Raw genomic sequence first — 21,180 nt, 5'->3', positions numbered from 1 at the left:
CGAAAACGGTAAAGAAAAAGGCGCGTTCATCGCGCCTTTTTGCTGTCGGTGGGTTGCCGTCGTTATTGCTTCGGCCCGGCGGAAACCAGCGCCGCACCGGCAGGAGTGTCGGTGTACTTGTCGAAATTGGTGATAAAGCGCTGTGCCAGATCGTGCGCCTTCTCCTCCCACTGCGCCGGGGAGGCGTAGGTGTCGCGCGGATCCAGAATCGCCGGATCGACGCCCGGCAGCGCGGTCGGGATCGACAGATCGAAGATCGGCAACGTCTGGGTTTCGGCGTCGTCGATGCTGCCATTGAGGATCGCGTCGATAATGCCGCGGGTGTCCTTGATGGAGATACGCTTACCGGTGCCGTTCCAGCCGGTGTTCACCAGATAGGCTTTGGCGCCCGCCGCCTGCATGCGTTTTACCAGCACTTCGGCGTACTGCGTCGGGTGCAGCGCCAGAAACGCCGCGCCAAAGCAGGCGGAGAAGGTTGGCGTCGGTTCAGTCACGCCGCGCTCGGTGCCTGCCAGTTTGGCGGTAAAGCCGGACAGGAAGTGGTACTGGGTCTGATCCGCGGTCAGTCGGGAAACCGGCGGCAGCACGCCGAAGGCATCGGCGGTCAGGAAAATCACCTTGGTGGCGTGCCCGGCTTTGGAAACCGGCTTGACGATGTTATCGATGTGATAGATCGGGTAGGACACGCGGGTGTTTTCGGTTTTTGAGCCGTCGCTGAAATCCACGCTGCCATCCGCCAGCACGGTCACGTTTTCCAGCAGCGCGTCGCGGCGGATGGCGTGATAAATATCCGGCTCCGCTGCAGCGGACAGATTGATGGTTTTCGCGTAGCAGCCGCCTTCAAAGTTGAACACGCCGTCGTCGTCCCAGCCGTGTTCGTCATCGCCGATCAACTGCCGTTTCGGGTCGGTGGACAGCGTGGTTTTGCCGGTGCCGGACAGGCCGAAGAACACCGCCACATCACCTTTTTCACCCACGTTGGCCGAGCAGTGCATGGAGGCGATGCCTTTGAGCGGCAACAGGTAGTTCATGATGGAGAACAGACCTTTCTTCATTTCGCCGCCGTACCAGGTGCCGCCGATGAGCTGGATGCGCTCAGTCAGGTTGAAGGCCACGAAGTTTTCCGAGTTCAGCCCCTGTTCCTGCCACTGCGGGTTGGTGCATTTCGCGCCGTTCATCACGATGAAATCCGGCTCGAAACCCTGCAACTCCTCATCGCTGGGACGGATAAACATGTTTTTCACGAAGTGAGCCTGCCAGGCGACTTCGGTGATGAAACGAACCTTCAGGCGCGTGTCGGCGTTGGCGCCGCAGAAAGCATCAACGACAAACACGCGTTTGCCTGATAACTGGTTGGTGACCAGCTGTTTCAGGTGTTGCCAGGTTTCCTGGCTGAGCGGATGGTTGTCGTTTTTGCCTTTGCCCTGATCGGACCACCAGACGGTGTCGCGGGTCACATCGTCGCGGACGATGTACTTATCCTTCGGGGAACGGCCGGTGAAAATGCCGGTATCAACGGCAACGGCGCCCAGCTGGGTTTCGATACCGCGTTCATAACCTTGTAGGGTAGGGGATGTTTCTTCAGTAAAAAGTAAATCGTAGCTTGGGTTGTAGACAATTTCGCGGACATCATGAATGCCATAAGCCGTCAGTGCTTCTGGCGTAATGCCTTTTATCTGCATGTTGCTACTCCTAGATCGTTATAGTCGTACTGTTAGTAAGTCTAGAAGGTGAGCTTATTTTAACCGCGATAACAATCAAAAAATTAAATAAATTCATTAATAACTTTGCTTATACATGTGAAGAAAAAGTAAGCAAACGGTTGTTGTGTAAGCGAAATGACCGGGTGAGATAACGGGCGGTTTTTTCGTAGTACCGTCGTTGTGAGTGGTACCGTCGTTGTGAGTCGTATTGTTGTTGTGAACGTTGTTGTGAAAGTAGAGAAACGGCCCGCAGGCGGGCCGCTGAAACGGGGAATCAGTGCAGGGTCGGCTCGGCGCCGGGCTGGCGAAGGTCGGCAATATCCTGCGGGCTGAACAGATAATGGCTGCCGCAGTAGTCGCAGTGCATATCGATCTGTCCGTCCTGCGCCAGAATGTCGTTGACCTCGTCCGCCGACAGGGTCATCAGCGCGTCGGCGCAGCGTTCCCGCGAGCAGTGGCATTGGAACGCTACCGGCTGCGGCTCATACAGCGTGACGTTTTCCTGATGGTATAGACGATAAAGCACCTCGTCGGCCGGCAGACCGAACAGTTCCTCGCTCTTGACGGTGGCGGTCAACTGGGCCAGGTGGTCGAAGTCTTCGCGGTTGCCGTGCTGCGCGGGCAGAACCTGCAGCAGCATCCCGGCGGCGCACTGGCGGCCATCGTGTTCGCCGGTGCGGATGAACAGGCGCGTCGGCAACTGCTCGGACTGCTGGAAATAGTTTTCCAGACAGGCGGCCACGTTGTCGCCGTCCAGCCCCACTACGCCCTGATAGCGCTCGCCCTCGGTCGGGGTAATGGTGATCACCAGATAGCCGTTGCCCACCATGTCGTGCAGCGAGCTGTCGGCGGCGATGTCGCCCTGCAGGCGGGCGACGCCGCGCATCTGCTGTTGATGATTGCCGTTGATCACCGCCAGTTTCAGCGGGCCGTCGCCCTGTAACTGCACGGTGATATCGCCGCTGAATTTCAGCGTGGCGGTCAACAGGCTGGTGGCGACCAGCATTTCACCCAGCAGGTTTTTTACCGGCGCGGGGTAGTCGTGATTGGCCAGCATCTGCTGGAAGGTGTCGCTTACTGTTACCAGTTCGCCGCGAACGGCATGATTTTCGAACAGATAACGATGCAATTGGTCATGATTGGCCATAATGTTCTCTCGTGGTGATGACGGCTTAGAGCCTGGCCCACCGGGGCTATTTTACTTGCCATTTTGGCCCTGGGCAGTGCTCGAAATCCTCACGTACTAGGTGTACGCTCCGGGTTCTCCGCGCTGTCCGTGTCCAAACTGGCTGCGCCAATAACGCCTGGTGGGCCAGGCTCTTATTCCGCGTCACTGTATTTGAATTTGATTAAATCCCGGCGCTCTTTTTTATCCGGCCGCCGGTCCGGGTGCGGCATCGACAGGGCATTGAGCTTTCTGGCCTGCGCCAGTTTTTCCCGCTTTTCAATGCTCTGCTGCGTTTCTTCATACAGCGCCTGCGCTTGCGCCGCCGTGCGCCGTTGAGCGCTGATAGCGCGGACAATCACCGTGCGTGCGTCGTTGCCCTGACGCAGCGTGATTTCGGCATCCAGCTCCACCAGCTTGCCGGGTTTGCTGCGCTGGCCGTTATAGTGCACTTTGCCGCCGTCGATCATCGCGCGCGCCAGTGAGCGGGTTTTGTAAAAACGCGCCGCCCACAGCCATTTGTCCAACCGGACCGCATTGTCATCGTCATGCTGGCTGTCTTTGCTCATGAACACTCCTGATTGCCGACGAAAACCGACTGGTGGATGCCCGGGAGCAACGCCAGATAGTCATTCATCGACGGATGCTGCCGAAAACGGTTTTCCTGCCGGCTGGTCGAGTCAGGATTACTGACGCCCAGACAATAACGGATGCCAAACGTTCTGGCGGCATCCAGTATGGGTTCGCTGTCATCCACAAACAGCGTACGCGCCGGGTTAAACCCGGTTTCCGCCTGAACGGATCGCCATAACCGCTGATCTTCTTTGGGATACCCATAAGTATGGGTGGAAAGTAATAAATCAAGGTGCCGATCGAGCCCGGTGTGGGCTATCTTGACCGACAGGCTGTGCGGATGGGCGTTGGTCAGCAAAATAGTCCGGCGGCCGCTTTCGCGCAGCGCATGCAGAAACGGCGTGGTATCGTCGCGCAGGCGGGCGCGGTGGCCGATATCGCTGGTCATTTGGTAGATATCCAGCCCCAGCCGGTCGCTCCAGTAATCAAAGCAGTACCAGTTCAGGGTATGGCGCACTGCCTGATATTCCGCCGTGATCAATTGTTGAGCCTGATCCAGGCTGATATTGCGCTGGCGGCTCAGGGATTCCGGCACCAGTTGCAGCCAAAAATAGCTGTCAAACGCCAGGTCGAGCAGCGTGCCGTCCATATCCAGCAGGACGGTATCGATCTCATTCCAGTTCAGTTCGGGATTCATGCACACTCCGGGACATACGCCCCGTTTCCGGTTGGGCCGGAGGCGGGGCAGTCGATGTTATCAGCGTAGCATAACCGCTAAACGCGGCCGATCGCACTCGTCGATTGAGGTAACCGGTCGATTATGCCGGTTACCTTATCTGAGAGCGGAGTCTGTTGACCTGGGAGCGAAGTCCATTATCCGTACATGGCGGTGGCGGCGGGCGCTTCCGGCACCAGATGGCGGGCGTAGTATTGCTGGATGTTGGCGATACGCTGCTGACTGCGGCGGCGTTTCACCAGCAGCAACACCAGATTCAGTATCAGAATGACGCTGAAGGCCAGCAACAGCAGGCAGGCGCCCAGCGAACGCCACATGGTGACCGCGTCAGGTTCGCTGTGCAGCGAAATATGGCGGGTGCCGTTGGCATCGATGCTCAGTTGAGTAATCACGCCGTTGGACTCGAACGGCGTGTGCAGCAATAGGGATGACAGACGTTGCAGTTCCTGCCATTGCTCCTGCGGCGGGAAATCGCGCAGCGGCGTGGTGGGCATCTGATGATTGACGAACTGGCGGCCTTCGTCGCTGCGAATCAGAAAACCGCCCGGCGGCGGACTGTTCAGCGAATTGGACGCCGTGATGATTTCGCGGCTATAGAACTCGTCGGTGGCGTTTTTCACCAGCGAATCCAGCGACTCGGCGCTTACCGGGCGCAGCACCACGCTCATGCCTTTCAACGCGCCGGAACGCGCACGTTTAACCAGCAGATCCCAGTTCTTGGCGTTGCCCAGATTGATCAGCGCGTTTTTGAGCCGGGTGCAATCTTCTTCTTTTTCACACAGCGCATCGGTTTTCAGCACGATATCCGAGAAATTATTCAGCAGAATCATGCCGGATTTCTGAATGGCGTCCGCCAGTTGCGAGCTGACCTGATTGTCGCTGACGGCTGGGTGCAACTGCTCGTTGACCGTCTTTTGCAGCGCGGCGGTTTTCTCGATGGTGTCCGACTCGGGCAATGGCAGAGGCGCGGCCTTGTTCCAGTAAATGGCGGCGCAATCAAATGGCGCAAACGCCGAGGCCCGGGAGGAGGTCGGATTAAGGTTGATCGGCGGCACATAGCACATGCCGCTGCCGCGGATCTGCAATTTGTCGCCGATGTGCAGCGGCATACGCTCCAGTTCTTCTACCTGAGTCACCTTGATGCTGCTTGCGCCCTGCATCCAGGCCAGACTGAGTTTCAACGGCAGATCAAGCGGCACCGAGGTCAACAACAGGATCAGGCTTAACAACGCGCCAACCGCCAGTACGGCGTTTTTGCCCCATTGCTGTAGCGGGAAGAATTTGACTTCGTTGTGTAATGACAGGTAATGACCCTGACGCACGACCTGACGGGTCAGGTAGATATCCACATCGGTTTTTCTGCCGAGATCGTAGCCGATATAAGGCTGCCAGTGAGGGGGATAGATGAGATCAATATTGCCGAGAGAGACATTGCCGATCTGGCTTTGACTGGCGTCGCTGAACAACCCCATGCATTGTGGCGTGCCGTGCAGGCAATGCACCTCGCGGAGTTCTTTCTGCGAGGGCGGGCGGAACAGCTGCCAGCATCCCCAACCGGCCATGAGGCAGGCGGCGCCAGCCAGCCAGGGCAGCATCGCCAGCGGGCTGGTCAGGCTGAACACCAGCAGCAAAAACGCCAGACTCAGCACCCCGGTTTCGCGCAGGCCGCGTGAGCGGTGCACGGCGTGTTCTTCCAGTGTTTCCCTGCGAATCGCCACCAGTTCGGTGTGCTCATGGACTTCCGGGCGAATCGACGCCTGTTCGCCAGAGATATCGGCGCCGGTGCTGGAATCCATCTCATTGACGAATTCCGTCAGCGAATGACCGTTGAGTGAAACCACCAGCGGAATCGAACGGGTTTTGATCAGCTCGATCTCATTGTTCTGGGTGATGTATTGCTCCCAGCGCGCGGGCAGGTGAATCTCCTGAGTGTCGATATAGTAGCGCCATTTGTTGGGCGCATCGGTACTCAGCCCATAGCGAGTGATGCTATGAGTAATGGGATACACCCGGTTGCCCGGCAGCAGACGAGGCAGACGCGGCGACGCGACCGGAACGGACGACGAAACCGGGCCGTCCAGATGGGACATGGCCAGATAGCGTTCGATGGCAATACGTTCCGACGCCGTCAGTTGACGATGTCCTGACGGTGTAACTGGCAAACGTTTGGCGAATAGAAGACGACGATACATTAGATAGCCAATGATCCCCCCTACCGCAATCAGACAGGCAAACAATACAGCCAATATGATGAGTATTGTGCGCATATTATCTCCAGCCAACAGCGTAAGGTTCCCTCTGTTATTTCCGGATAGTAACAAAACTACACGAACAATGTTAACCCGCGTCGCATGGTTAATGACTGAATTAACCGACTATTAGTTGTTTAACAGCGTATGTTAGCAAGCGGGAGATATTGCTGAAATGAGGAAAGTCTGAATTTTTTCTGATGAGTCATCAATAACCGGCTATGCGTACGCCATGATTTTTGTATAAAAAAAATTAATGTGTACGTGGTGTTGCTGATATGTAAAGTCACCATGATAGAGTTGCAGCAGCTGTTAATGTTAACGCACAATGTGACTCACTGAAGATTCTGTAGGAAACTGCGGCTCTACCGGTTTTTTGTTCCGTGCCGACCATTGGCCTGAACAGGGAAAGCCTGTTGATGTTTCCTTATAGAGGCCACGATGAATAATAACCTGCAAAAACCCAAAATCCTCAAGGTTGAGACCGTAGCCCGTTCCCGTCTGTTCAATGTGGAAGCCGTTGATTTGGAATTTAGCAACGGCGAGCGCCGCGTTTACGAGCGTATGCGTCCATCGGGCCGCGAAGCGGTGATGATTGTACCGGTGAGCGGCGACGAGTTGCTGTTGATTCGTGAGTACGCGGTAGGGATTGAGCAGTATGAACTGGGGTTTCCCAAGGGCTTGATAGATCCGGGTGAGACGGTGTTTGAAGCGGCTAACCGTGAACTGATGGAAGAGGCCGGGTTTGGCGCGGAACAGTTTGAATTGTTATCCACCCTGACGATGGCGCCGTCCTATTTTTCCAGCAGTATGAATGTGGTGGTGGCGAACGGCCTGTACCCGCAACGCCTGCAGGGCGACGAACCGGAACCGTTGCAACTGGTGCGTTGGCCGCTGGCGGACATGATGTCGCTGCTGAAAGAGCCGGATTTTCGCGAAGCGCGCAACGTCAGCGCGCTGTTTCTGGCGCAACAGTGGCTGGGCCGGCAATAACCGACAGCGACCTGCCAGAACGATCGATAACCAAAGAAAAAGGCGCGATAATCGCGCCTTTTTGCTATCTCAATCAGAAACGTATCTCAATCAGAAACGTATCTCAATCAGAAACGTATCTCAATCAGAAACCTATCGCCGTCGGGATCAGAACAGCTCTTCCGCCTGACCGCTGCTGGTATTGAACAGCGTGGTGCCGGCGTCATGCACTGCCCGTTCGGTCGGCTGCGTGCCATCAATGAAGTATTCCTGACGGCTGTTGGCGCCGCCATCCGACAGTTTGCCGCTGCTGCGATCGATGGTGACGGTCACGATGCCTTGCGGCGGCGGCGTTTTCTGTTCCGGTACGCCCGCCAGCGCCACCTTCATGAAGTCATCCCAGGCAGGTTCGGCACTCTTCGCGCCGCCTTCGTAACCGGAAATCTGGTCGCGAATCACGCCGGATGCCGACGTCCGGCCAAGGTCGCGGCGATGATCGTCAAAACCAATCCACACGGAAGCGACGATATTGGGGCCATAACCTGAGAACCAGGCATCCTTCGAGTTGTTGGTGGTACCGGTTTTACCGCCGATATCGCGGCGTTGCAGCACCTTGCCCGCGCGCCAGCCCGTCCCCATCCAGCCTGGTTCGCCGAACACATTACTGTTCAGCGCATCCTTGATCAGGAAAGACAGCGGCGTGCTGATGACATGCGGCGCATAAGGCTGCGTCGCCGCTTGTCTGGCGACTTCCGACGGTGTGGCCGGGTCAGCTTGCGGCGCGGCCTGCACCGGGTTTTCCTGCGAGGTCGCCACGTTTTCCATGCTGTCATCCGACAGAACGGCGGAACGTTGGGTATCCCCGTAGATCACCGGCAGATTACAGGTATCGCACACCACTTTCGGGGTGGCGCTGAATACGGTGCTACCGCTGGCGTTGTCGATTTTGGTGATGAAATAAGGGTCGACCAGATAACCGCCGTTGGTCATCACCGCGTAACCGCGCACCACCTGCAGCGGTGTAAAGGACGCCGAGCCCAGCGCCAGCGATTCGGTATGCACGATGTTCTGTTCCGGGAAGCCGAAGCGCTCCAGATAATCGGCGGCGTAATCCACGCCCATCGCGCGCATCGCGCGTACCATCACCACGTTTTTCGACTGCCCCAACCCCTGACGCAGACGGATCGGGCCGTCGTACACCGGAGGCGAGTTTTTCGGGCTCCAGTCGGAACCGGCGCCCGGATCCCAGCGCGTAATCGGGGCGTCGTTGAGAATGGTGGCCAGTGTCAGCCCTTTATCCATTGCCGCGGTATACAGGAACGGTTTGATGTTCGAACCGACCTGACGCAGCGCCTGCGTGGCGCGGTTGAACTTGCTCTGGTTGAAGTCGAAACCCCCTACCAGCGCCAGCACGGCGCCGTCTTTCGGATTGAGCGACACCAGCGCGGAGTTGACGTCCGGCACTTGCGCCAGCCACCAGTCGTTATCGACTTTACGCACCCAGATTTGCTGGCCGGCCTCCAGCACGTCCGTCACGCGCTTCGGCGTGGGGCCCTGCTGGTCATCCGAGCGGTAGGCGCGCGCCCAGCGTACCCCTGCCAGCGGCAGTTCGATTCTGTCGCCGTTGGCCATCATGGCATGGGCTTTGTCGGCGCTGGCGTCAGTCACCACCGCCGGGAACAGCGGCCCGTAAACCGGCAGCTTTTTCAAGGCCTCGACGATTTTATCCTGCGTCAGGGCCGGGGTGCCCACTTTCCACAGCACCTGCTCCGGCCCACGGTAGCCGTGGCGCATGTCGTAAGCGATGACGTTATTATGCACCGCGTCTTCCGCCGCCAACTGCAACTTGCGGGTAATGGTGGTGTAGACCTGATAACCGTCGTTATACGCATCTTCGCCGTAACGCTTCACCATTTCCTGACGAACCATTTCGGCCAGATAGGGCGCGGAGAAGGCGATTTCCGGCGCGTGATAATCCGCCACCAGCTTTTCATTGCGCGCCTGATCGTATTGCGTCTGCGTAATGTAGTTTTCGTCCAGCATACGGGACAGCACCACATTGCGGCGAGCGACGGCGCGATCGTAGGAATAAAGCGGGTTGAAGGTGGACGGCGCTTTCGGCAGACCGGCGATCATCGCCATTTGCGCCAGCGTCAACTGGTCCACCGGACGGCCGAAATAGACCTGCGCCGCCGCACCGACGCCATAGGCGCGGTAACCCAGATAGATCTTGTTCAGGTACAGCTCAAGAATTTCGTCTTTGGTCAGCGTTTGCTCGATGCGAATCGCCAGAAACACTTCCTTGATTTTACGCAACAGCGTGCGCTCGGGGCTCAGAAAGAAGTTTCGCGCCAGCTGTTGGGTAATGGTGCTCGCCCCCTGCGAGGCGTGACCGGACGTCAGGGCGATCACCGCCGCACGGATAATCCCTTGTGGGTCAACGCCATGATGTTCGAAGAAACGGCTGTCTTCCGTGGCGATAAACGCGTTCACCATCGTGGGGGGAATCTGATCCAGCTTCAGCGGGATACGACGCTTTTCGCCAAACTGGGCGATCAGCTCGCCGTCGGCGCTGTAAACCTGCATCGGCGTCTGCAGACGGACGTCTTTCAGCGTGGCGACATCAGGTAACTGCGGCTCGATATAGCGATAGAGGCCATAGAGCGAAGCGGCTCCCAGCAGAATGCAACTCACTGCAAGGATGAATAGGTACTTTACGAACTTCACCGGAGATTTTCCATTCAGTAGCAATTGAATAGTTTATAAACAGACGGGCGCTAGTATAAAGGGAAGCCAGCAAGGTGGATATACCCGTCATCTTTCAGGTTACAGATGCGTTGGCCGCCCTCTGTATACGGCCCTTCTCTGGGCCTCGCCCCGCCTGGGGGCGCTGCAAACCGGGGCCGAATCAGCCCGGCAGATTTGTCACCCTGCCGCTACCGGGTTCAGTTCCTGGGGATTCACCCGGTCGGTGGCCGCCTTATCTGTACCCCGACATCCATCGGGTATCTGTTCTGTTATGAAACGATAAGGAGATCGAACACTCATGGCTTATCCCATCTGGCAGGTTGGACTGGATATCCAGAACGGTTTTATGCGTGCTCTGGCCGTACAACGCCGCAGGCATGGCTGGCAATTGCGCCACTGGTGGCAGTTGCCGTTGCCGGGCGGAACATTAAGCGGCGGTAGTCTACATCATCCCGCCGCGCTTTGTACGGTTCTTCGTCAATGGCGGCAGGAATTGCCACGATTTGTTTCATTGCGGTTGGGATTTCCCGCCTCGCGGGTACTGCAGCAACGGCTGGTGCTGCCTGACCGCCGTTTGCGTGAGCCGCGGCGCGGCGAATATATCGGAAAGATGGCGGCAAAGGCCTTGCCGATCAGCGGCGACGATCTGGCGCTGGATTATCGCCCCGACCCGCAAACGCCGAATACGCTGCTGGTCACCGCGGCGCGCCAAACCGAATTGAACATCTGGCTGCATTGCCTGCGCGATGCCGGCTTGCAGCCCGACGCTGTGGATATTACTCCCTGCGCTTTGCGTTGCATGGCCGCCCAGGCCGGACTGGCGACCGATCGCCTGTTGCTGCACCGCTTCGACGATCACTGGCTGTGGGTTGCGCCGCTGGCGGAACCACTGGCATTCGGTACTTTTTATCCCGACGACATTTATTCAGATGGCATTTATTCAGATGACATGTCGAGCCGCTCGGATGGCGTTGCGACGTCGCCTGATGTACTGAAGTATGTAAGTACCTGCTATCAAAATAACGCTTCTCATCAGGCCTATCTCAGCGCATCTGCGCCGGAGTATCTGCAACAGCTTCCCGCCACGTTGATTCCCTGGTCCCCCCTGAGCGCGTTTGAGCGGCAGCAACCTCCGTTGCCGACGTTTCCCGCCGCCTTTGCCATTGCCGGCGGTCTGGCGATGCGCCCGGAGGATACGCCATGTTGACGGTTAATCTTCTGGCGTGGCGCCAGCGCCTGTTATATCGGCGTATGCGGCTGAGCCTGCTGGCGCTGGGTTTCTCGCTGTTTGGCATCGGTTGTACGGCGGCCGTGGTCGGTGGGTACTGGCAGCAACAACTGGCGGAACTGCGGCTGCGCCTCGATCAAACGCAGTCGCAACAGTCGCAGTATGAACAGCTCTACCGCCGGACGCGGGATGCCTGGCAGGCGCGGGAAGCGCGGCTGGCGCAGCAGGCGGCGCAGGAACGAGGACGGCGGCAGAATTTGCGCTATCAGGCGTTGCTTGAACAGTTGCCGACGCTGGTGCCCGATTCGCTCTGGCTAACGGAAATCGGCGATAGCGGCGCGCATCTCCAGATATCCGGAGTGAGTAATCACTATTCTGCTATCGTCACTCTGGCGAAGGCGATGTCGACGTTACCGCAGATAGAACACGCCAGCGTACAACAGACGCAGCGCGACACGCAGGATAGTTCGAGGCTGGTTTTCTCGTTGCGCCTGTATTGGCAGGCGTTGGCTGAGACGGGAGACAACGGATGATGGCATGGCTTTACCCCATGACTGCCCGCTGGCTGGCGACGCCGTTGTGGTTGCTGCTACTGGCGCCATCAGCGCTGGTGATGCTGGCGGCGCTGATGGTCGGCGGGGTATGGATTTCGGCAGAACGGCAGTTGCTGTTGCAACTTGAGCAGCAGCATCGGGACAGTACGCTGGTCATTGCGCAGTGGCGGGAGAACATTACCCGGATGCCAGCCTTGCACGCGCTTCAGCGCTGGCTGGCGGATCAGCCGCCCTTGGCGGCGGACTGGTCGTCGAATCGCGTAGCAGCGTGGCTGGAAGCGCCGCTACGTGATAGCGGCGTACATCTGGTGACGTGGCGTCCGGTGCAGCCGGAAGACATGAATACGACATCGCCTGCCTGGCTGCTGGCTTTTAACGCGGAGTATGCCGCGACCCTGAATTTTCTGACGCGTTTCAGGGCGCTCCCGGTGGTGCTGCGCATTGATCATCTGACGATCCGAAAAACGCCTGCCGGGCTGCGCACCGAACTGCGGCTGTCGTTGCCGCAGCCAGTGGAGACGGCGCGATGAGCGGATGGCGAGGCATCATATTGTGGCTCGCTTGGCTGTCGGGAATGACGAGGGCGGAGACGATGCGCGATCCGTTTCAGCCGCGTCTGGTCGCATCATGCGAGAACCGAACGTTACCGGATGAATGGCGGTTGAAAGGCATGGTGGGGTCGTCATCGCAGTGGGTCGGATGGCTGGCGCAGACGCCAGGCGGCTGGCTGCGAGTCCGCGATGGCGACGTTATCCCGCCCGGCGACTGGCGGATTACGCGGCTGGATAGCACTGGCGCCACGCTGCGCCCGGCAGACGAGACGGTGCATTGTGGGGCGTCAGAGGTTCATCTTGGCTCGCCCTTTCATCACAAAAAGGAATAACGCATGAAGACAGGATGTTTTCCCGGCGGGCGGTTACGTCGGTACGGCTGGCTAATCTGGCTGATGATGTTGTTTAGCGGTGTGCTAGCCGAAGCCCGCGGCGACGAGCCGGTTTCGCTGGCGTTCGATGATGTGCCGGTTCAGCGCGTCTTGCAGGCGCTGGCCGATCACCAGCAGCTTAATCTGGTGGTGGCGCCGGGCGTGACGGGCAACGTCAGCCTGAATTTGCAGCAGGTTCCCTGGCAGCAGGCGCTCGATATTATTCTGCGCATGGGTCAGTTGACGATTGAACGGCAGGACAGCGTCATGATGGTCTACCCCGACACCTATACGAAAGACCGGCAGCGGCAACAGGAGGAGCTGGCGGCCAAACAGCGTCAGCAACTGCCGTTGCAGAATCTGTCCGTTACCTTGCAGTACGCGGAAGCCGCCGACGTGGTAGCGAGTCTGCAGAGTCAGCGCGGTACTTTACTGACCGAGCGTGGCAGCGTAACGGTGGACAAACGCACCAATACGCTGTTGGTGAGGGATGTCGTTTCAGCGCTGGAGCAAATTCGTCCCTGGGTCGGGGAACTGGACAAACCGCTGGCGCAGGTGCAACTGGCGGCGCATATCGTGACCATCAGCAGTGAGCACCTTAAGGCGTTGGGCGTCAACTGGGGACTGGGCGATGCCGCGACGACGGGGCAGGCGCTGCAAATGAACAATTTCAGCGTCAGCCTGCCGGTGGAGTCGCCCGCCGTCAACGCGGGGTTTCATCTGGCGAAGTTGAACGGACGGCTGCTGGATCTGGAATTGATGGCGCTGGAACAGGAAAATGAAGTGGAGATCATCGCCAGTCCGCGCCTGTTTACCGCACATCAGCAGACGGCCAGCATCAAGCAGGGCACGGAAATTCCGTATCAGGTGTCCAGCGGCGCCAGCGGCTCAACGTCGATTGAGTTCAAAGAAGCGGTGCTGGGAATGGAAGTCACGCCCAGGATTCTGCATGGCGGGCAGATAACGCTCAATCTGTTGATTAGCCAGAATATGCCGGGACGCGCCATCAAACAGGGCGAAGGGGGCGAGATACTGGCGATCGATAAACAGGAAATCCAGACACAGGTGACGGTGCAGGATGGTGAAACCATTGTGCTGGGCGGTATTTTCCAGCAGCAGAAGAATCAGGGCGAGCGGCAGGTTCCGGGGCTGGGCGCGTTGCCGGGCATAGGGCAATGGTTCCGCAGCGGTAATCAGCAGCACACGCGTCGCGAGCTGGTCATCTTTATTACCCCAACGCTGATCCAGTCGGCCAGACGCGCTCCGGCGGCCTGAAGGCGGGCAGGCGGACGAGCAGCGCCGCCTGTCTTGTCGGTCCGCTTTGTTAAAATAGTGCCCTTCATCGTTTGACGATACCCTCGTTTTAGCATACAAGGATAGCGGCTTGAGCACGGAAGTGGTGTTACATCAGCGGTGTACACCCCAAATAATTCAAGTTGCAGGACAAAACGCTCGCGTTTTAAACAACGCAACGCGTTGGCCTTTCAGGGCCAGGCTCATTATGAGCCTGGTAACGCGGCGACGCAGTGAATCCTCGGGCGTTTACATCAGTAAGCGACAAAGGGCGTGACAACGTTGCCGTGAGCAGCGTTTAACACAGCGTGCTGCGGCCTGGAAGGGGCGAGGCCCATGTATGGGCCGCGTAATAACGCCAACGCACCTGCAACTTGAAGTATGACGGGTATAGATAAAACGCACGGTTTATCGCTGCCTGATTCGTGTGGCATTTTATTCGGTTGCCAAACTACCCTGAGTATTGAGATAATTTTTTGTCTGATTCTCGCACTATCGCTCATGAGGTTTCAGTTTAGGTTCCGCCGCAGGTTACATGGCGGGGCGGGTTATCATTAACGAATTTCTTAGTAATACCAAAAAAATGGCAGAGAAACGCAATATCTTTCTGGTTGGGCCTATGGGTGCCGGCAAAAGCACTATTGGCCGTCAGTTAGCTCAGCAGCTCAATATGGAATTCTTCGACTCCGATCAAGAAATTGAGCGACGTACCGGGGCTGATGTGGGCTGGGTATTTGATGTGGAAGGCGAGGAAGGCTTCCGCGATCGCGAAGAGAAAGTCATTAATGAATTGACGGAAAAGCAGGGCATTGTACTGGCAACAGGCGGCGGTTCGGTGAAATCACGCGAAACCCGCAATCGCCTGTCTGCACGCGGCGTGGTGGTGTATCTGGAAACCACCATTGAAAAACAGTTGGCCCGTACTCAACGAGATAAAAAACGTCCGTTGCTTCAGGTTGAAACCCCACCACGCGAAGTGCTGGAGGCATTGGCGAAAGAGCGTAATCCGCTGTATGAAGAAATCGCCGATGTCACGATTCGCACCGATGAACAAAGCGCCAAGGTCGTTGCCAACCAGATCATCAGCATGCTGGAAAGCAACTGATTTTGTGTAATCTCCTGCACACCGCAGGTTTCTGACAGATCAATGGAACGCGCATGGAAAGAGTCACCGTAACCCTCGGGGAACGCAGTTACCCCATTACGATCGCCGCCGGTCTTTTCAACGATGCGGCTTCTTTTATGCCGCTGAAGGCTGGCGATCAGGCCATGCTGGTGACCAATGAGACGTTGGCGCCGCTTTATCTGGATGCGTTGCGTGATCGGTTGGAAAAAAGCGGCGTGCGGGTTGATCAGGTGATTCTGCCTGATGGCGAACAGTTCAAGTCTTTAACCGTGCTGGAGCAGGTGTTTTCCGCCTTGCTGGCCCGGCCGCATGGGCGCGACACCACGCTGGTCGCGTTGGGGGGCGGCGTTATCGGCGATCTGACCGGCTTTGCCGCCGCCTGTTATCAGCGCGGCGTTCGCTTCATTCAGGTTCCGACCACGCTGCTGGCGCAGGTCGATTCGTCCGTCGGCGGAAAAACCGCCGTCAACCATCCGCTAGGCAAAAATATGATTGGCGCGTTCTACCAGCCTGCTTCGGTGGTGGTCGATCTGGATTGCCTTAAAACGCTGCCCGCACGCGAGCTTTCCTCCGGTCTGGCTGAAGTGATCAAGTATGGCATCATCCTTGACCGCGCGTTTTTCGAATGGTTGGAAGAGCATATTGACGCTGTGCGCAGCCTGCAGGATGAACCGCTGGCTTACTGTATTCGCCGTTGTTGCGAACTGAAGGCGGAGGTGGTGGCGGCGGATGAACGTGAATCCGGACTGCGCGCCTTGCTGAATTTGGGCCACACTTATGGACATGCCATTGAAGCGGAAATGGGCTACGGCAACTGGCTGCATGGCGAAGCCGTAGCCGCGGGCATGGTCATGGCGGCCGAGGCCGCCCGCCGTCTCGGGCAGTTTAGCGCTGACGATGTCGAGCGCATCAGGGCGCTGTTGCTGCGGGCCGGATTGCCTGTCACCGGGCCGCGTGAAATGGCTCCACAAGCGTATCTGCCGCACATGATGCGGGACAAGAAGGTTCTGGCGGGGGAACTGCGTCTGGTTCTGCCCACGGCGATAGGTCAGTCGGAAGTCCGAGCGGGCGTATCGCACGAACTGGTGCTGGCATCCATTGCCGACTGCCTTCCCTGAACGCACTCCCTGACTGGCTGAATAGCCAGCAGCCGGAGTTGTGGTAGTTTACGTTTAAAATACAATGCCTTATGATTTAGACTTTCGCAGTGTCAGATGTCCGCGGAAGCTAGCCTTTCAGTTGGAGGGTATAAATGGATGAGTTCAATCCGGAAGAAGAATTGAAGCCGGATACCAGCGATCGACGCCCTGCGCGCCAGCAGAGACGAAGCAAAGGCTTCGCTGCCCCCAGTGTCTCGCTATCCAGACAACACACCATGATTGGTATCGGTATTGTGGTACTGGTGCTGCTGATCATCGGCATTGGTTCTGCTCTGCAATCTCCCAGCCAGAACAAATCTTCGGCTCCGTCGCAACCAGCAGGTTCTGACAGGAATATCGATCTGTCATCGTCCATGTCTTCCAGTCAGGAACCGGGAACACCGCCACCGGCGGCGGCGCTTCAGCCCTCTTCTCCGGCGCCAGTCGCCGCTCCGAATTCGGGCGCAGGCTCTGCGCAGACGCTGAGTGGTCAGCCTGTTTCCGGTACGCCCACGCAGGCGCCGTTGCCTTCGCAGAATAGCAACCAGCAGCGTATTGAATTGCCGGGCAATATTACCGATGCGCTGTCTCAGCCTCAGCAACAGGACCGGGTGAACGCGTTGTCTTCTGGGTTGCCGACCGAACCGGCGACCGTGCTGGCGCCGGCAACCAAAGGCGGACGTGCTCAGCCTGCGGAGAAATCTCCTGCCCATGTTCAGGCGGAAAAACAGCCTTCTCCGGCATCTCATAAAACCGCCGCCGAGGCGAAAGAGAGCGCCAAACCTGCTGCGAATGCGCATCGGGCACCCACGACGGCCGTGACGCCCGCACCGGCCAGCAAACCGGCAGCGGCGGTCAAACCGGCGACGTCAGCCGGAAGCCAGAGCGGTACGGCTATCCAGAGTGCGCCGGCCGGCCACTTTACTTTGCAACTCAGCAGCGCCTCCCGCGAGGATTCCCTCAAAGCGTATGCCCGGGAACAGCGGCTGGCGAATTACTGGGTATATGAAACGAAACGTGACGGGCGACCCTGGTATGTTCTGGTGAATGGTGTTTACGCCTCGCCGGAGGATGCCAAACGCGCCATTGCGTCCTTGCCTGCTGATGTTCAGGCGAAAAAACCATGGGTCAGGCCGATCCGTCAGGTGAAGCAGGACTTGACCAAGTAAGACCAATTGGCCCTGATGTGCTGTCTAAACAGAGTACAATCCGTGGCTCTGAACTGTGTGAGTAATTAACGACGGCATGAAGAAAAACCGCGCGTTCTTAAAATGGGCCGGTGGGAAGTATCCGCTGGTGGAAGAGATTCGCCGATATCTGCCAGCGGGAGAGCGATTAATCGAGCCTTTCGTGGGCGCGGGTTCCGTATTTCTCAATACTGACTACGACAGCTATATTCTGGCGGATATCAACAGCGATCTGATTAATCTCTATAAAATTGTCAAAACCGAAACCGATGCTTTCATCCGCGATGCCCGCGAGCTGTTTATCGATGAAGTGAATACCTCGGATGTTTTTTACCGGTTGAGAGAGGAGTTCAATCTCTGTACCGATGATTATCGTCGGGCGCTGCTGTTTCTGTATCTGAACCGTCATTGTTATAACGGTCTGTGCCGCTATAACATGCGTGGCGAGTTCAATGTGCCGTTTGGGCGCTATAAGAAACCCTATTTTCCGGAAGAAGAGCTTTACTGGTTTGCGGAAAAGGCGCAGAACGCTACGTTCGTGTGCGAGCATTATCAGCAGACGCTGACTAACGCCTCCCCGGGCTCGGTGGTGTATTGCGACCCGCCTTACGCGCCGCTGTCGGCTACGGCCAATTTTACGGCGTACCATACCAACAACTTTAATAATCGGGACCAACAGAATCTGGCGCAGCTGGCGCAGCAGTTGTCGTCGCAAAGCCAGATCCCGGTACTGATTTCCAATCACGATACAGTACTGACTCGTGAATGGTACCGTGACGCTTCGTCGTTGTATGTGGTCAAGGCGCGCCGCACCATCAGCCGCAATATTTCGGGCCGCAGTAAGGTCAATGAGTTGCTGGCGTTGTATTGTCAGGCAGCGTTCTGAGCGTGATCGGGCGCTGCGGGCGGATGGGCGCGATGTGAGGAAGTAAAAGGGTTGTTCCCCTACAGAGTGGCTGCGCAGGTGTGAGATTAATCCATAGCGCCCGGCAGCAAAATGCAGACTTGATGGTTTGGAGAAACGCATGAAACCGTTTTTAATCGCCCCGTCTATTTTGTCGGCTGACTTTGCCCGTCTTGGCGAGGACACGGCGCAGGCCCTGGCGGCCGGGGCGGATGTGGTCCACTTTGACGTGATGGACAATCACTATGTTCCCAATCTGACTATCGGTCCGCTGGTGCTGAAATCTCTGCGCAACTATGGCATCACCGCACCGGTGGATGTGCATTTGATGGTAAAACCGGTGGATCGGCTGATCCCTGATTTTGCCGAAGCCGGCGCCAGTTTCATCACGTTTCATCCCGAAGCGTCCGAACATGTCGACCGTACCCTGCAATTGATCAAGGATCATGGCTGCAAGGCCGGTCTGGTGTTTAACCCCGCCACCTCGCTGAGTTATCTTGATTACGTGATGGATAAGCTGGACATCATTCTGCTGATGTCCGTCAATCCGGGCTTTGGCGGCCAGTCTTTCATTCCGTCCACGCTGGATAAACTGCGCCAGGTACGTAAGCGGATTGATGAAAGCGGCTACGATATTCGCCTGGAAGTGGATGGCGGCGTTAAAGTCGAGAACATCGCGCAGATTGCGGCGGCCGGGGCGGACATGTTTGTCGCCGGTTCGGCGATTTTCGGCCAACCGGATTACCGGGCGGTGATTGAGCGTATGCGACAGGAACTGGAGACGGTACGTCATGACTGATTTCTCTGCGATTCGCGGGCTGGCGTTCGACCTTGACGGCACGCTGATCAACAGTGCGCCGGGGCTGGCCGAAGCGGTCGATATGACTCTGGGGGCGTTGTCACTGCCTCGCGCGGGCGAAGCGCTGGTGTCCACCTGGATTGGCAACGGCGCCGATGTGCTGGTAGAGCGCGCATTGCGCTGGGCTGGTATGGAACCGACGGCACGGCAGGTTCATGACGCCCGTTCGCTGTTCGACAAGTATTATGCCCGCACGGTGGACAGCGGTAGCCTGCTGTTTCCGGGCGTGCAGGAAACGCTGGCGCAATTGGCCGAACGCGGTTTTCGCATGGCGGTAGTCACCAATAAACCGACGCCGTTTGTCGCGCCGTTGCTGGAGATGCTGGGGATCGGCAACGACTTCTCGCTGATTCTGGGCGGTGATGACGTGACCGAGAAGAAGCCGCATCCGGCGCCGCTGTATATGGTGCTGGGCAAGCTCGGGCTGCGGGCGAACGAGTTGCTGTTCGTCGGCGATTCGCGCAATGATATTCAGGCGGCGCGGGCCGCCGGATGCCCGTGCGTCGGCATGACGTACGGTTATAACTATGGCGAGGCGATTGCCCTGAGCCACCCTGACGTGGTGCTGGATCGCTTTGCAGATTTATTGACCCTTGCCGGGTTACCCCTTTCAAACGATCAGGAAGCATGACATGAGTAAGCCCATTGTATTTAGCGGCGCACAGCCGTCAGGCGAGTTGACCATTGGTAACTACATGGGTGCGTTACGTCAGTGGGTCAACATGCAGGATGATTTTGACTGCATCTATTGCATCGTGGATCAGCATGCGATCACCGTCCGCCAGGACCCGCAGCAATTGCGCAAAGCGACGCTGGACACGCTGGCGCTCTATCTGGCCTGTGGCATCGACCCGCAGAAAAGCACGATTTTCGTTCAGTCGCATGTGCCGGAGCACGCGCAACTGGGCTGGCTGCTGAATTGCTACACCTATTTCGGCGAACTGAGCCGCATGACCCAGTTCAAGGACAAGTCCGCCCGTTATGAAGAAAACATCAACGCGGGTCTGTTCGATTACCCGGTGCTGATGGCGGCCGATATCCTGCTGTACCAGACCAATCAGGTGCCGGTCGGGGAAGACCAGAAACAGCATCTGGAACTGAGCCGTGATATCGCCCAGCGTTTCAACACTATTTACGGTGAAACGTTCCGTATTCCGGAGCCGTTCATTCCTAAATCCGGCGCGCGAGTGATGTCGCTGCTGGAGCCGACCAGGAAAATGTCCAAGTCGGATGACAACCGCAATAACGTTATCGGCCTGCTGGAAGACCCGAAATCGGTGGTGAAGAAGATCAAACGCGCGGTAACGGATTCCGACGAGCCGCCGGTGGTGCGTTACGACCTGCAAAACAAGGCCGGCGTATCCAACCTGCTGGATATCCTCTCTGGGGTGACGGGAAAATCCATTGCCGAACTGGAGCAGGAGTTCGACGGCCAGATGTATGGTCACCTGAAAGGCGCGGTGGCGGACGCCGTCTCCGGCATGCTGATCGAGTTGCAGGAGCGTTATCATCGCTTCCGCGATGATGAAGCCTTCCTGCAGCAGGTGATGCGTGACGGCGCGCAGAAAGCCAGCGCCCGCGCGCAGGAAACGCTGCGCAAGGTGTATGACGTGGTTGGATTCGTGGCTCGCCCGTAATCTGATTTTCGCCGGACCGGTTCAGACAGCGCCGTTTCCCATCAGGAACGGCGCTTTTTTTATGCCCTGATGGGCGGACACTTGTAAATAGGGCAATTGCATAATCATCGGGTGGATAATTTTCACAAATGTTATAGATTGCCTAATGACCTCACAGCAGACTTCCTCAATAATCGATAAAAATA

General features: G+C 57.5%; 19 protein-coding genes. 13 read left to right on the top strand and 6 right to left on the bottom strand.

Annotated features, from left to right (window positions below; all coding sequences use genetic code 11):
- Positions 1 to 62: 62 nt before the first annotated feature.
- The 5 genes from pckA to CVE23_RS20565 form a co-directional block, all read right to left on the bottom strand.
- Positions 63 to 1,682, bottom strand: coding sequence for a phosphoenolpyruvate carboxykinase (ATP) (gene pckA, locus CVE23_RS20585; protein ID WP_038664892.1), 1,620 nt, complete (start codon positions 1,680 to 1,682; stop codon positions 63 to 65).
- 295 nt (positions 1,683 to 1,977) lie between these two features.
- Positions 1,978 to 2,850, bottom strand: a complete 873-nt coding sequence (gene hslO / locus CVE23_RS20580) for an Hsp33 family molecular chaperone HslO (protein WP_038920442.1) — start codon at positions 2,848 to 2,850, stop codon at positions 1,978 to 1,980.
- Positions 2,851 to 3,023: 173 nt separating this feature from the next.
- Complete coding sequence (hslR, locus tag CVE23_RS20575; RefSeq protein WP_100850246.1) at positions 3,024 to 3,437, bottom strand: ribosome-associated heat shock protein Hsp15; 414 nt, start codon at positions 3,435 to 3,437, stop codon at positions 3,024 to 3,026.
- Positions 3,434 to 4,138, bottom strand: a complete 705-nt coding sequence (gene yrfG / locus CVE23_RS20570; RefSeq protein ID WP_100850245.1) for a GMP/IMP nucleotidase — start codon at positions 4,136 to 4,138, stop codon at positions 3,434 to 3,436. Before yrfG ends, hslR begins: the two co-directional genes overlap by 4 nt.
- 176 nt (positions 4,139 to 4,314) lie before the next feature.
- Positions 4,315 to 6,444, bottom strand: a complete 2,130-nt coding sequence (locus CVE23_RS20565; RefSeq protein WP_100850244.1) for an intracellular growth attenuator family protein — start codon at positions 6,442 to 6,444, stop codon at positions 4,315 to 4,317.
- Between the two features lie 423 nt (positions 6,445 to 6,867).
- Here CVE23_RS20565 and nudE point away from each other — a divergent pair, with 423 nt between their 5' ends.
- The gene (nudE, locus tag CVE23_RS20560) at positions 6,868 to 7,419 is read left to right on the top strand and encodes an ADP compounds hydrolase NudE (protein WP_038920437.1); all 552 of its coding nucleotides are present in this window, start codon (positions 6,868 to 6,870) and stop codon (positions 7,417 to 7,419) included.
- Positions 7,420 to 7,566: 147 nt separating this feature from the next.
- Here the strand turns inward: nudE and mrcA are convergent, their stop codons facing one another.
- On the bottom strand, positions 7,567 to 10,125 hold the full coding sequence (gene mrcA, locus CVE23_RS20555) for a peptidoglycan glycosyltransferase/peptidoglycan DD-transpeptidase MrcA (RefSeq protein WP_038920436.1): 2,559 nt from the start codon (positions 10,123 to 10,125) through the stop codon (positions 7,567 to 7,569).
- Between the two features lie 319 nt (positions 10,126 to 10,444).
- Here mrcA and pilM point away from each other — a divergent pair, with 319 nt between their 5' ends.
- The 12 genes from pilM to trpS all read left to right on the top strand — a co-directional run bounded on the left by pilM (position 10,445) and on the right by trpS (position 20,995).
- A complete protein-coding gene (pilM, locus tag CVE23_RS20550) occupies positions 10,445 to 11,353 on the top strand; it encodes a type IV pilus biogenesis protein PilM (RefSeq protein WP_100850243.1) in 909 nt (302 codons plus the stop codon).
- Complete coding sequence (locus tag CVE23_RS20545) at positions 11,347 to 11,907, top strand: PilN domain-containing protein (protein WP_100850242.1); 561 nt, start codon at positions 11,347 to 11,349, stop codon at positions 11,905 to 11,907. The genes pilM and CVE23_RS20545 overlap by 7 nt, the downstream gene beginning before the upstream one ends.
- Positions 11,904 to 12,458, top strand: coding sequence for a hypothetical protein (locus CVE23_RS20540; RefSeq protein WP_225622617.1), 555 nt, complete (start codon positions 11,904 to 11,906; stop codon positions 12,456 to 12,458). The genes CVE23_RS20545 and CVE23_RS20540 overlap by 4 nt, the downstream gene beginning before the upstream one ends.
- A gap of 62 nt (positions 12,459 to 12,520) precedes the next feature.
- Positions 12,521 to 12,811 (top strand): HofP DNA utilization family protein, encoded by a 291-nt coding sequence (locus CVE23_RS20535; protein WP_229705568.1) that lies wholly within the window; start codon positions 12,521 to 12,523, stop codon positions 12,809 to 12,811.
- Positions 12,812 to 12,814: 3 nt separating this feature from the next.
- On the top strand, positions 12,815 to 14,125 hold the full coding sequence (hofQ, locus tag CVE23_RS20530; protein ID WP_049842585.1) for a DNA uptake porin HofQ: 1,311 nt from the start codon (positions 12,815 to 12,817) through the stop codon (positions 14,123 to 14,125).
- Positions 14,126 to 14,726: 601 nt separating this feature from the next.
- Complete coding sequence (aroK, locus tag CVE23_RS20525; protein WP_038669202.1) at positions 14,727 to 15,248, top strand: shikimate kinase AroK; 522 nt, start codon at positions 14,727 to 14,729, stop codon at positions 15,246 to 15,248.
- A gap of 53 nt (positions 15,249 to 15,301) precedes the next feature.
- Positions 15,302 to 16,387, top strand: a complete 1,086-nt coding sequence (gene aroB / locus CVE23_RS20520; RefSeq protein WP_049842586.1) for a 3-dehydroquinate synthase — start codon at positions 15,302 to 15,304, stop codon at positions 16,385 to 16,387.
- A gap of 134 nt (positions 16,388 to 16,521) precedes the next feature.
- On the top strand, positions 16,522 to 17,577 hold the full coding sequence (locus tag CVE23_RS20515) for an SPOR domain-containing protein (RefSeq protein ID WP_100850241.1): 1,056 nt from the start codon (positions 16,522 to 16,524) through the stop codon (positions 17,575 to 17,577).
- Positions 17,578 to 17,653: 76 nt separating this feature from the next.
- Positions 17,654 to 18,481 carry an adenine-specific DNA-methyltransferase gene (gene dam / locus CVE23_RS20510; protein ID WP_038664929.1) on the top strand — a complete coding sequence of 276 codons (828 nt, stop codon included), beginning with the start codon at positions 17,654 to 17,656 and terminating at the stop codon, positions 18,479 to 18,481.
- A gap of 139 nt (positions 18,482 to 18,620) precedes the next feature.
- Positions 18,621 to 19,298 (top strand): ribulose-phosphate 3-epimerase, encoded by a 678-nt coding sequence (gene rpe, locus CVE23_RS20505; RefSeq protein WP_038664932.1) that lies wholly within the window; start codon positions 18,621 to 18,623, stop codon positions 19,296 to 19,298.
- Positions 19,291 to 19,989 carry a phosphoglycolate phosphatase gene (locus CVE23_RS20500; protein ID WP_038664935.1) on the top strand — a complete coding sequence of 233 codons (699 nt, stop codon included), beginning with the start codon at positions 19,291 to 19,293 and terminating at the stop codon, positions 19,987 to 19,989. Before rpe ends, CVE23_RS20500 begins: the two co-directional genes overlap by 8 nt.
- 1 nt (position 19,990) lies before the next feature.
- On the top strand, positions 19,991 to 20,995 hold the full coding sequence (trpS, locus tag CVE23_RS20495; protein WP_038920431.1) for a tryptophan--tRNA ligase: 1,005 nt from the start codon (positions 19,991 to 19,993) through the stop codon (positions 20,993 to 20,995).
- Positions 20,996 to 21,180 lie beyond the last annotated feature (185 nt).

The sequence above is a fragment of the Dickeya fangzhongdai genome (assembly GCF_002812485.1).
Classification (GTDB): Bacteria; Pseudomonadota; Gammaproteobacteria; order Enterobacterales; family Enterobacteriaceae; genus Dickeya; species Dickeya fangzhongdai.
This window is presented reverse-complemented; position numbering and strand designations above follow the sequence as displayed.

What these genes read in the sequence shown, in the direction of transcription:
- CVE23_RS20540 (WP_225622617.1), top strand. Translation starts at nt 11,904, where the DNA reads ATGATGGCATGGCTTTACCCCATGACTGCCCGCTGGCTGGCGACGCCG.
- rpe (WP_038664932.1), top strand. Translation starts at nt 18,621, where the DNA reads ATGAAACCGTTTTTAATCGCCCCGTCTATTTTGTCGGCTGACTTTGCC.
- hofQ (WP_049842585.1), top strand. Translation starts at nt 12,815, where the DNA reads ATGAAGACAGGATGTTTTCCCGGCGGGCGGTTACGTCGGTACGGCTGG.
- aroB (WP_049842586.1), top strand. Translation starts at nt 15,302, where the DNA reads ATGGAAAGAGTCACCGTAACCCTCGGGGAACGCAGTTACCCCATTACG.
- CVE23_RS20515 (WP_100850241.1), top strand. Translation starts at nt 16,522, where the DNA reads ATGGATGAGTTCAATCCGGAAGAAGAATTGAAGCCGGATACCAGCGAT.
- CVE23_RS20500 (WP_038664935.1), top strand. Translation starts at nt 19,291, where the DNA reads ATGACTGATTTCTCTGCGATTCGCGGGCTGGCGTTCGACCTTGACGGC.
- CVE23_RS20535 (WP_229705568.1), top strand. Translation starts at nt 12,521, where the DNA reads ATGCGCGATCCGTTTCAGCCGCGTCTGGTCGCATCATGCGAGAACCGA.
- dam (WP_038664929.1), top strand. Translation starts at nt 17,654, where the DNA reads ATGAAGAAAAACCGCGCGTTCTTAAAATGGGCCGGTGGGAAGTATCCG.
- CVE23_RS20545 (WP_100850242.1), top strand. Translation starts at nt 11,347, where the DNA reads ATGTTGACGGTTAATCTTCTGGCGTGGCGCCAGCGCCTGTTATATCGG.
- hslR (WP_100850246.1), bottom strand. Translation starts at nt 3,437, where the DNA reads ATGAGCAAAGACAGCCAGCATGACGATGACAATGCGGTCCGGTTGGAC.
- aroK (WP_038669202.1), top strand. Translation starts at nt 14,727, where the DNA reads ATGGCAGAGAAACGCAATATCTTTCTGGTTGGGCCTATGGGTGCCGGC.
- CVE23_RS20565 (WP_100850244.1), bottom strand. Translation starts at nt 6,444, where the DNA reads ATGCGCACAATACTCATCATATTGGCTGTATTGTTTGCCTGTCTGATT.
- hslO (WP_038920442.1), bottom strand. Translation starts at nt 2,850, where the DNA reads ATGGCCAATCATGACCAATTGCATCGTTATCTGTTCGAAAATCATGCC.
- yrfG (WP_100850245.1), bottom strand. Translation starts at nt 4,138, where the DNA reads ATGAATCCCGAACTGAACTGGAATGAGATCGATACCGTCCTGCTGGAT.
- pckA (WP_038664892.1), bottom strand. Translation starts at nt 1,682, where the DNA reads ATGCAGATAAAAGGCATTACGCCAGAAGCACTGACGGCTTATGGCATT.
- nudE (WP_038920437.1), top strand. Translation starts at nt 6,868, where the DNA reads ATGAATAATAACCTGCAAAAACCCAAAATCCTCAAGGTTGAGACCGTA.
- pilM (WP_100850243.1), top strand. Translation starts at nt 10,445, where the DNA reads ATGGCTTATCCCATCTGGCAGGTTGGACTGGATATCCAGAACGGTTTT.
- trpS (WP_038920431.1), top strand. Translation starts at nt 19,991, where the DNA reads ATGAGTAAGCCCATTGTATTTAGCGGCGCACAGCCGTCAGGCGAGTTG.